This is a genomic window from Tenacibaculum sp. Mcav3-52 (assembly GCF_022347665.1).
GTDB classification, from domain to species: Bacteria; Bacteroidota; Bacteroidia; order Flavobacteriales; family Flavobacteriaceae; genus Polaribacter; species Polaribacter mesophilus.
Genome location: NZ_JAKRGE010000002.1, coordinates 326,980 through 339,068 on the forward strand (window position 1 = coordinate 326,980; position 12,089 = coordinate 339,068).

The window sequence follows — 12,089 nt, forward strand, 5'->3', positions numbered from 1 at the left end:
GTATTTATTTAATTAAATCATTTTCCCATAATGCTAATACTACATCCATTTGAGAATTGTGTTTTTTTTCACCTAAAGCTAGTTTCTCCCATAATTCTTTTGGTGAAAATGTAGTTGCCTTATGCCCTTTTAATATTTCTATAGCTTTTAAAGCGTATTCTTTATTCTTAACCGAATTGGTATAATTTCCTTTTGGTACTTCCTTTACCAACCCCTCTTCACATAAGCCTAAAAAAGTATTTCTTGGACACGCTTTTTGTTTTGAACTTTCAGATGTAAAATATGTAGATACAGCCTGTTCCCAAGAATCAACAGGATTCCCTCCTATTTCTGCAGCTTCTATTACTGCTAAACCGTATTTGTTATAGTTTTTCACTTTAAATTACTCTGCTTTTATTTGTTCGTATACATCTTTATACATTTTACCTAACTCTTTTGATAAAATGTCATGAACCTCAATAGGTACATCTTTTAAAACTGCTTCTTTCCAATCTAAATTTCTAGGAGACTTTGATTTACAGTAGTTTAAATAATGTTTTATAAAAATATTTACTTTTGACAAATGAATTTGATATCGTTGATTCAATTTTAAATCCCTATCTGAAAAGTCATCTCTAAAATCAATGTTTTTAATCAATTTTAGATAATCCGTTGATGAATTTATTACTGTTTTAGAATTGATTTCAAATTTATAGTTATCATTAAAAGATTCATAAAAAGGCTGTTGATGAGTTTCTATACAGAAATCTTTATCTCCTTTTTCTCTGGAATTACAAGTATGGCAACAAGGAATTAAGTTGTAATAAGATAATGCAAAATAAGGATGTTGGGATTTAGGATAAAAATGATCTAAATCTAAATAGGCTTTATTTATTTTTTCTTCATCTTCTTCTTCACTAATATCAATGACTCTTATTGAGTTTTCGTTACAATAAGGGCAAGTTGTGTTTTCTATATTAGCATCAATTAATAATTGATAACAAAATTGAGTTTGTCTGAAAGCTTTATAGTTAAATAAATTTGTAATTAGTAAGTTTCCAAAATCTGTTTGTTTGATTTTGTCTCCAACTATTTCAGAAAAATCACCTTGATTTATAATGGTTAATATTTCTGTTTTTAACTCCAATAGTCTTTCTGGTCTTGAAACAACCAACTCCTTCAATTTAAAACAATCGTTTTCTTTCAAATAATTTAAAAAGTCTTTTTGTCTCCTAAATTTATCAGCATCACTATTAGCATAATCTATAAGGTAATTCTCTTCTTCTAATTTTAACTCTAGCCTTTCTAACTTTTTGATCAATGAGTAATAATTGTATGACTTATCAAGATTACGCTTATTGAGATGCTCCCACATACTATTTGCTAATGCATCTAAATAATCATCAGCATCCTCTCTATTTAAGTGCTCTTGTATCTTAATCATTATGCAATTTTTTCATTAAATGAAACTTAATAACCTCGTCTCCGATTAATTCAACTCTTCTTTTTAAGCTTTCTTCATCATATTCTAATGTAGAACTATCTTTACTTTCCAGCTCTTCAAAAATCTGATCAATTTTTTTCTTTGCAAAAAGACTTATTCTTTGATTACCTAAAAAAAACGGTTCTTCATATAAAGAGTATATATTACCAGCAAATGTTTCTGTATCTAACTCATTCCCATTCAAAGTTTGTTCTTCTTCTCTAGGTGATACAACTGTAATATTTTGCTTTGGAAGATCTGATAATAAAAATGGAGAGTGCGAGGTTAAAATTATTTGAATGTTACCTTTGAAAATTTGAGGTAATACAGTTACCAACCTATCAAAAAACTCAATTTGCCATTGTGGGTGCAGATATAAGTCACCTTCATCTATGCATAACAATAAATTTTCTCTTTTAACTTTTCTCAATTCATAATAAATCAATGAAAATATATTTAAGTAAGCTTTATGTCCCGAGCTAATCCCTAACCAATTTACTACAAAAGAACTATCTTCTAATAACTTGATATTTTCTATTATTATATCAGGAATTCCATATTTATAATTAAAAATAAATGATTCAGAATATCTATTTCTAGCTCCTTCATTCGAAAGGTCAAGAACCATTTCCTTTCTTTCTTCTCTTAACTGAAAGATAAAATCTAATTTTGGCTCTAATAATTTAACTTCTTTAAAATAATTAACATCTATAAAGTTATTTACTGAAGAGATTGTACTTTTTAACCAAAAAACTAATTCCTCGAATATCTCTTCAGTCTTTAAGTTTTCATAATTATTTAATATAGTATTATGCTCTCCTATATTTTTACTTAAACTTTGACTAGTTCTATAATTATATCTCATTAAATGTTTAATAGAATCTAAATAAAAAGTATAGACTACGTAATAATAAAGCTTATTATATTTAGATATTTCTTTTAACCGTTGTCTTATGAATTTAGAAAACTTAGTTAAATCAAAATCTACAAAATCAGACATCCCTGACATCAAGCTAGAGTTATTTGTATTCCATATTTTAGGAGTAATTTTTATACCTTCAGGAATTTCTATATTTAAGTTTTTAAAATAAGGACTGTTAATAAAATAAAGCTGTTTTTGAAAATCAGATGGTTCTTTCCTATTAAATCTAAACATAGAAGTTTTATATCTTGAGTTATAAGAAGTATCGGCTATATCTGGAGCAAAATTATTTTCCTTCTCATCAAAAACATTTGAAAAATACACTATTTTCAGAGGATCAATATTTTTGTCGTACTCTCTAAGTTGTAAAGGAAAATCAAACTCTAACATCCAACCTTCTTTTTTTGATCTATAACCTACAAATTGACCATTTTCTTTCGTAATGATTAAAAAGTCTTCGGTTATTGATGTTTTTCCTCCTTTTAGCAATTTACAAACTAATTCTAAAGCATTACTTTTTCCAGAACCGTTTTTACCAATTAAAGCTGTAACTTCGGTTATTGACTCACCAAAAAAATTGCTAGGTAATTCCTTTATTTTTTCAATAGTTAACCTCCCTTTTTCATTATTGTAGTGAAACTTTTCAGAGCTAGAAAAATTAAAACCGGTATTAGTGAAATTTCTAAATTCTCGAACCCATATATAACATATTTTTAAACTCATAATAATTCCTTTGTCTTTTTTTAAATTTATTTCTTCGTTTTTGTTTAGCTACTCGCTCCTTACAATGACTCTAACTATTCCCTACTTTTGTAGTTTCTTTTGATGTTATTAAAACATATAGGTCAAACCATTTGAACAATTATTTTTTATTTATAAACACCTTTTAATATTGGGTTTTCCATACTTGTTTTACCAAAAGATTCTTTTCCTGTTTTGTGGCAGTAATTTTCTGGATAATCGTAGTTTCCATATCTATCCCACATACGATATGCACTTAATGAAAATGGCTTTTGAGGGTTAAAAGGTATTTCTTTACCTGTCCTTATACAATAACCTACTTCTTCTTCATTATCATTTGCTGCTTTTGAAAATTGTAATTCTTTATCAACTTCTATTGTTTCTTTTAAATTCTCATTAGAATTTACATTTACTTCTTGAACTTTTGCTGTTTTAATTTCCCTAGTAGGTTTAACGCTAAATTTCTTTTCAACTATAGATTCAACCTCCAAATCAAAACTATCAAGAATTCTTTTTTCATAATTTTCGTTGTTTGTAAAGAAATCTTCTGAAATATCATATATAATTTTAGAATCTTGATACTTTTTTATAACCCCTAAAAACCCTTTAGAATATTGTGGTTTTTTTAGATAAATAACATCTGACTTTTCATACATCAATTTATCTGTAAATACTTCTGTTTCTTGAAAAAGCTTATCAGTACTTATAAGACTATTTGTAAAATGTACTCCATATTCTACGTTATTTATCATAGAATAATCATATAGATTTAAAGAAGTTATTAATCCCTCATTTTCATTGCAATAATGTTTTGCGTGTAAGTCTTTATTATAAAGAATAGTTATATTTTTAAATTCAGTAAAGAACAGGAAGTCTTCTTTACTTATACTACGACTACGACTATTTTCATTTTTGCCAAACACAAGGTAGAACTTAATGTCGTGGTGTGTTTTTACTTTTACTAAGATATTTTTTACATAATCATCTAACTTAATAAATGGCGATACTATAACAATGTACTTTTTTGCATTCCAAATTATATCTGTTAGTTTATCTTCTAATTGTTTTCCTGTTAAAAATTTACTCATTTTTTTTAGCTATTTTTATTACCTCTAAAATTACTTTTAAAAAAACAATGTGCAATTATTATTAAAAATAAGTTATTTATGATATTATTTTTAATATTTCTGACAGATAAAAACCTATACCCTTTATTATAACATAACAACTTATTTTGGTAATAAAGTAATGAATTAAACAGGTTTACTTAATTCCCATAATCTAAAAGAAAATCATTATTTTTACACCACTAAGAGTTGTTTAAACCTTTGACAATTGGAGTCTTCTGGTAATTAAGCAATTCTTTTTACTTTTAAGTCTATTCTTCACATGAGTTTTGCGCTTTTTTATAAAAACGGAATTAACAAAAAGTGCATTATAATAACTACAACACATTATAATTCAACACTTTTTATACCCTTAATTTTTTTTGCGTTTTTAACGCAAAAAAAAACGAAAACGAAAAAAGTATTATGAACTAATAAGAATACTACCTTTGCACAGAGTGTTACCCATACCAAAGAAAGGTAATTGTAGCTTATAGTGAGATTGGATGTCTTTTTTATTCATTTTGCGTAAATAACGCAAAACGCAATAATTAACTTAATTAAGAAAGAAACTAATAGTTAAATTTTCGTTGCTGTGTTGAACAGAGAGGTTACAGGTTCAACAAAAAATCAACAGTTGGTCAACATCCGTTTTTTACGCTTTATGTTGACCAACTGTTCAACTATTGTTTACCTCTGAATATTACCGTATCACTAGTTAATAAATAGATTTGTCAATAATCAACAGTATTTCTATAAAATCTTTCTTTTTCAACCCCATAACACCTCACTTTCATAGTTTCAAAATTAACTATTTTCTCCTTTCACACTAAAAGAATCTTCTCAATAGTTACAGTAGAACTGTTTACTACATACTTTATCTTTAGGTATTTTTTATATGAGAATATTCTTACGGAACAAATATCTTATTTTGTATTTATTATAAACTCCGATTTTAGGTCTACTTTCCTTTGCTTATTACTTATTCTAACATACCCAGTATAACTGATCTCTAATCTATAATTGATTTCTTTTTTTAAATTATAGAGATCATATAGATTAAATAAACCATCTACTAAAAAATCATCACAAGGGGATATTTCTACATACTGTGGCTTACAATCCAAGTTCGGATGATATATTTTTATTGGAAATATTTCATTTTTTTCAGGACTTTTAAAAACTCTTAATTTATAAAAACGTTTACATTTAGGGTTACTAATCTTAATTGTTTCATTCCCTTTATTTATAAATAATACCTTTACAAACCCGTCATTATTTAATGATGCTTCAAAATGTAACTTTTCTTTAAAAGAATCTTTATTAAGAAAGTTAATCATTAATATTACTAATATTATTTTTTTCATATTCTTTATGTTTAAAATCTCTTAGGTAAAGTATACCACCATTTATTCTTTAATACTCCTTTAGCATACCAAACAGGATTATAGGGAGCCTCATTTAACATAACTGTATTGCCATACTCCCAAATATTGACCCATTCAGGATTACTTTCAAAATACTTTAATCTTTTTAAGGTTTTTATTCCTATATTCATTTCCCCACTTCTCTTTATGGCTTCTTTATAACCAGAAGTTCCATCATAATTATTCCATTCAGCTCTACCATAAATTTTCAAAACTTTTTCTCCATTATGTACAGCTATATCATTAATATAGTGACCATATTCGTGAGCCATAGTAGATTTTAAAATATCCGAAGATTCAAAAGCATCAATTCCTATCCCTATACTCCCATCTGTATTGGTTACTCCTAAATGTTCTAATTCAGAGTCATAATAATAGTTTGGACCTTCTAACTTATAAGTGTCTTGCACATAGTTCATAGCGCTCTTATATTTTCCTGTTTTTATATATTTTTTTAACACCCCTTCATTAGTTCTAAAACCATGCCCTTTAATAGCATTTTGAGTTGCTTCAATTCCAGAAGTTACAGTTGCAAACGCTGCTCCCCATAAAGCTCCTGATTTTAAACCATTCCATATATTGTTTCCCCACACAACAGAGTTAAGAACACCTACCGCTGCACCTTGAACTGCCCCCATTAATACATTAGACAAAAAACCTCCCCCTCCTATCTGACCTAATGCACCTCCAACAGCTCCAACAAAGGCTCCTTTCAAAAAACCTTGATACCAAGGCTTTCCTTGGCTAACAGCTTGTGATGCTCCCACAACACCGCCAAAAACAGCAGATGCAATAACAACCATCCAAAAAATCTCCCCACTTGGATCAGTGAATTTAAGCGGATTATTCCAAACATACCCAAAACGATTAAAACTTTGCGTACTAAAAGGTTTTTGCATGTAATTATCAGGAGACAAAAAACGACCTAACTTCGCATCATACATACGCCCATTCATATGTATTAAAGCCACTCCCATAAAGTGTTCATGCCCTGTATAGCCTCTATTTATTAGAGTTGTATCGTGTTCATAATCAATTTCACTATTTAAACTTTTAAACTTATCTACTTCTCCCCATGCTCCAAATTGACGTTGTTCTTGTACTGTTCCATCACTCTTAGTTATAGCCAGAACACTACTTAAATAATCTCTATGTAAATAGTGATAGCCATTAGCACTACCCGAAGCTGTTTGTTTTACATGCATTAGGGGTGCTGAATAGGCATCTCCACCTATATAGGTAATAATTTTTGTGTTTCCTTGCTTATCTACTTCTATTTCAACTGGAGTTATTGCTGAATAGTGTTTTTGATACCTACGATGTAGCTTATTATCTTCATTTCCTCCGTAATAGGCGTGACTCCTGTTTTGTAATAAACCATATTCAAAATCTACTTTAGCTTTATCCTTTACTGAAATTGATATAGGCTTTTTATAAGCATTGTATTTAATTTTTTGCAAAGGGTGATTTTGATAATATAAATCTCCTTGAGTATTTAAGTCTACTTCTTGTAAACGATACGAAGTAGTACTACCATAATTATACGTTCCTAATACTGAATTGGAAGTAATACGACCTCGACCGTCGTATTCTTGTGCTCTACTTACCGAACCAGAAATATTGGTTAAACGATCTAAGTTATCATAACTAAAGTTTTCATTCCAGCCTAAATTATTGTTCTTTCTAGTGTTTAAATTCCCTCGAACTGTGTTAAAACTATAATCAAGATGTAAGGCTTTTTTTGATGCATCAGAAGTTTGGTCTAATATTTTTGTCAAAAAACCATATTGGTCATAGGTTCTTTTCTTAATCATGCCATTACCTAACAATACTTCTTTTGCCAGTCCTCTTTCATTTACTTCTTTAATTTTCCATAAAATAGTATTCGCGTTGTAATCTTGTATTTCTGTTAAAACACCTGAGTTTGCATCATATACGTTTTTAACTTTAACTGTACTACTTATGCTGTTTCCTAAGTTTTTACTAATATAAGTCTCAACATTCACTCTACCATATGAATCCCTTATTACTTGATGTTCGAAGTATGCTTTCCCATTTTGTTCTTTAGTTTTATAAGGTCTTTTCTGACTATCATATAGGTAAGTGTATAAGTAATCTTCATTAGTTCTAACATTTTTTCCTCGTATATATTCTAACAAGTTATCGGCATTGTATTCATACTTCAGAGATATGTTTGTTTCATCTCCTTTTATATCCTTTGTTATAATCTTACCATACTCATCATAATCGTATTTTGTATATCCTTTTGGAGTAGTTTCCTTTAAAACTTCCCCAATACTGTTGTATTCATAAGTGTATACACCAGCAGAGGGATCTGTTAGTTTTGTTTTTCTTCCCCAACCATCTATTTCAGTGCTTACTACATGACTACCATAGTTAGCAGATTTCATTACTCCATTACCATAATATGAATAAGTAATAGTTCCGCCAGGGTCTTCCATTTTAACAATATTACCACTACCATCTTTGGTTGTCTTTACTGTTTTAGCACCATCATCAACTGTAGTTCTTAAACCACTATAACTAATGTTAGCTACTAAACCGTTAAAACTAGTTCTAGCTATTGCTCGACCATAATCATCATATGAAGTGGTATTCCATTGACTTGGAAAGCTGAAATATGGTTCACTTTCCTTTATAACTCTTCCAACAACATCATATTGCACACTTTTGTATGTCCACTTATTATTAAGCCCTAACCTACCTCTTTTGGTAACCCAACCCAAAGCATTATATTCTTCAATCTCATCAGCTCCTTGCGGGTAGTTGGTTGTTTTTTTCAACCCACCTCCACTTAGTTTGGTATAAGAAAAAGTTGTTATTTTTCCTAAGTAATTTTTTTCTGAAATTAAACGATTCCAGCCATCATAGGTAAATGTAGTAATTTGATTGTACGGGTTGGTTGTCGTTAATGGGTTACCAAAAACATCATAAGTAAACTTGGTTACTTGTCGCTCTATATCAGTTGATTCAGTCAAAAAACGTTTCGTCTCATCATACTTGAATTCTTCTTTTCTTGCTACAACATCTCCGCTTGGAGTTAGTGTTTTTTCAGTCACATTACCGTAAGCATCGTAGGTAAAGCTTTCTGTATTCCAAGAAGTGCTATTTCCTTTTACTTTTTGTTGCGTTAAAAGATTGTTACTATATACATATTCTTCTTCAGTTGTAAAAGCATTCCCTCCAATAGTATTGGTTTTTACTTTTTTGACAAGCCTACCTACATGATAATATTCATTGTTTACAGAACTATTATTACTGTATGCATATGTAATATTTTTACTACCTCCGTTATAAGTTGTATATTCTGTTAATGGATTTTTATAGGAATTATAGGTTAATGTTTTTGTTGTGGTTACTCCTGTTAAAGCATCATGTTGTACTATTTTTGTAGGAGTTATGGTAAACACCTTATTGTTTGCTAAATTTGAACTGTAGGTATTTGAGGTTTTAGATATGTAATTACTTCCTTCGTTATAGGAAGTAGAAACCCACTGTTCTGTAAGTGCCCCTTTTTTTAAAGGGTCATATTTTGAAATTGTCCATAACGTACTTACACCATTTCCATACCAATTACTCCGTTTTGTTTTTATAAAACCCTGAAACCCTATGTCTACATTAGATACTGCACCTTCGTACCTAAAATCTTGATAACGCTTAACACCAGCACCTTCCTCTATTAGTTTTTTTACCAACTGAAATGAAGGTGATTTATTAACATTTATGTAAGGATAAATTTGATTATAACTTTCAGTATAAATTATTGGTCCATAATTATTTTCTGGCATTCCTAAACGTTCATATTCCACAGTTGTTTTAACACCATTATTTGTTGCACTCTTTAATAAAACATCTTTTCGGTGATCTTTCAAATATTTATATGCATATAATGTGTTTCCATAGATATACGAATACTCAGATTTATCATCAACCCCATCTATATCTAAATATAAACTAACATCATCTTTGCTATAAAAATCTTCATCTAACTCTTTCGTAAGGATCTTTTTGAAATTTTCATTTCCTGAATTTTCATAATAATGCAAATATGACTTTTGAGGCTTACCAGGAACAGGAACTTGTTTTATTATATTTGAATTATATGGAGAAATAGTATAATGTTGCATTATATCAGACTTTCCATCATTATTAAAATCGTTAGCATAATACTTCCCTATATATAAAGGGTTAATAATCAACCAACCGTTAACAATCGTTTTTACTTCTCCTACATAAGTTTTAAAATAATATACAACATCTTTCTCATACTTATAAAATCCATTCTCACCTTTTGAAATAAAAAATTTCCAAGTACTAGTTTTATCTTTAGTTGGTATTGCAAAATCTGTTTTTCCATCTCCATTATAGTCTCCTGGTAAAATGGAATAATCAGTATTAATTATTGGGTCTGATTCCTCATATAATAACTCTAAATTATTATTATCATTTAATGTGTAAACATAAATTTTACCATCAGAAACATGAATTATATCTACTTTACCATCCCCATTATAATCTCCTGGTATTATTAAGTCATTTAAACTTACTCCTTTTCTTAAGTATCCTGAAACTTTTGCGAAATTTGAATTTACATCTCTTTTTAAATCAATAAAATGAACTTTTGCATTATATTTATTTTGAGTATAAGTATCACACTCACAACACTCTTCAATAGGCAACCTAGCTTCTTCTACATTACTATTCTCTATTTTTTCTTTTTCCTCTGAAGTCTTCAAAGGAATAGGTTCGTCTAAACCACCTCCACAATCTCTTTTTTGATAACATGTTCTTGAGGTGTAAGGTTTATCAATTGCAATAACATCTGTTAGCCCATCTCCATTAAAATCTCCTGTTACATATTTTTTAGGAATAGTGTAATAATGAGTACTTCCACAATAGCTATCACTTCTATATTTATTTGTATTCCAAACTTTATCATATTGATGAACAGGTCCATAAGCAGCCATAGCAAAAGTTCTAAACCTTATCGATGAGTTAGTAGAAGTAGAGCTCGCTGTTTCACTAACTGTTGTGATAGCTTGTTGAGTTAAGATTTTATTATTATGAGATAAGATAGTGTTAGAAAACACATCTTCAAACTTTCCTGTAGCTATTTCATATGCCAAGTTATAGCTTGAGTTCTTAAACACATCTTGATAAACATATAATTTATCTTTTTTAGTCGGGTCAAAAATTAGAAAATCTGATTTCAAGTCACCATCAAAATCACCTCCAACCATTTTTGATTTTTTAATATCTACTGAAGTGGTTGAATATAATTTAGAACTATAAATATCTAATGTATTTGATGTATTCTCATAATTAAAGGTAATAGGATTTAAACCTTTATTTTCAGAATTGTATTCTTTCACTGAGGTTAACCGTTGGTAACCTAAAGATGTTAAACTATGATTCAGTTCATATTTTCTATATTGGTTACCACTAGAAGTAACTTGAATATTTTTTAACAAATTGGTTCTCTTAAAATGATTTCCTCCTACATAAACACTTTCTGATCTAGTTCTCGTAGTATATGTGAAGTTTATTTGATTCATTGGTGATGTCCCACCAACTCTTCCTCCATAATTAATTGTTTTTATGCTTAATAATCCATTATCTGATTGGTAATTATAATCTATATAATTACCTTGTGGATCACGCGATCTAAAAATAGCCCATTCTAATCTACTCCTTGAATTTCCTGATTTTCCATACCAAGTTCTAGTTCCGTTTGGATAATATACAATAAAGTATTCAGGACCATAAGAAACTCCGTAAGGGGATGTTCCATGAGCAACTACTTTAATATTTGAGTAATTTTCTGTTTGATATATAGAGCCATTTGCTCCATATGTACCTGATTTTAAAATTAATCGTTGTCCATCAATGGAAAAACGATCGTCATTATAGTCTATTCCATCATGTTTATTATCATAATATTTCGTTGCAGGTATTCGGCTAATTGTAGACAGCCCTGAAATATTCCATCCCCAACCTGCTAAACCATTTGCTCCTTGACTTGAATAGCTAATAGCAATGTTAGGGGCTACATTCTTAATACTCGGAGGTATCATAATAGGTATTGAATAACTTGCACCACCTGTTAAGGAAACTGATAAACTACCTGCGGTACTTCCTGCTTCTGTTGTGGTTACTGGGTCAATTGGACCTGGATCAACACATTCTCCTGTGTTAGGATCCACAAGGCAAGGTTCAACGGGTGTTCTAGCAGCAACATTGCTCGAATTTCTAGCTTCATTAAATGTTTTTTCTGTCTTTAATTTTATTTTCTTGTACTTTATCTTAACAGAAGAATTACCCCCTACTACATTAGGGTCTTGTGCATTAGAAAATTGTATTCCTACAAACAATAAAAATAAAACACAAGTGTATAAATTTCTTTTCATCTT

Annotated in this window: 6 protein-coding genes; all 6 read right to left on the bottom strand. The window is 29.4% G+C overall.

From position 1 onward, the window contains the following. Positions 1–4: 4 nt before the first annotated feature. The 6 genes from MHM83_RS07505 to MHM83_RS07530 all read right to left on the bottom strand — a co-directional run bounded on the left by MHM83_RS07505 (position 5) and on the right by MHM83_RS07530 (position 12,086). Positions 5–376 carry a DUF6979 family protein gene (locus MHM83_RS07505; RefSeq protein ID WP_239179047.1) on the bottom strand — a complete coding sequence of 124 codons (372 nt, stop codon included), beginning with the start codon at positions 374–376 and terminating at the stop codon, positions 5–7. 6 nt (positions 377–382) lie between these two features. Further along, a complete protein-coding gene (locus tag MHM83_RS07510; RefSeq protein WP_239179049.1) occupies positions 383–1,423 on the bottom strand; it encodes an HNH endonuclease in 1,041 nt (346 codons plus the stop codon). Next, positions 1,416–3,107, bottom strand: a complete 1,692-nt coding sequence (locus MHM83_RS07515; protein ID WP_239179051.1) for an AAA family ATPase — start codon at positions 3,105–3,107, stop codon at positions 1,416–1,418. Before MHM83_RS07515 ends, MHM83_RS07510 begins: the two co-directional genes overlap by 8 nt. A gap of 146 nt (positions 3,108–3,253) precedes the next feature. Continuing rightward, positions 3,254–4,213 (bottom strand): hypothetical protein, encoded by a 960-nt coding sequence (locus tag MHM83_RS07520; RefSeq protein WP_239179053.1) that lies wholly within the window; start codon positions 4,211–4,213, stop codon positions 3,254–3,256. A 944-nt stretch (positions 4,214–5,157) separates the two neighbouring features. Then, positions 5,158–5,598: a hypothetical protein gene (locus MHM83_RS07525; protein WP_239179056.1), complete on the bottom strand. Its 441-nt coding sequence runs from the start codon at positions 5,596–5,598 to the stop codon at positions 5,158–5,160. Positions 5,599–5,609: 11 nt separating this feature from the next. After that, positions 5,610–12,086 (bottom strand): FG-GAP-like repeat-containing protein, encoded by a 6,477-nt coding sequence (locus MHM83_RS07530; RefSeq protein ID WP_239179058.1) that lies wholly within the window; start codon positions 12,084–12,086, stop codon positions 5,610–5,612. Between the last annotated feature and the right edge of the window lie 3 nt (positions 12,087–12,089).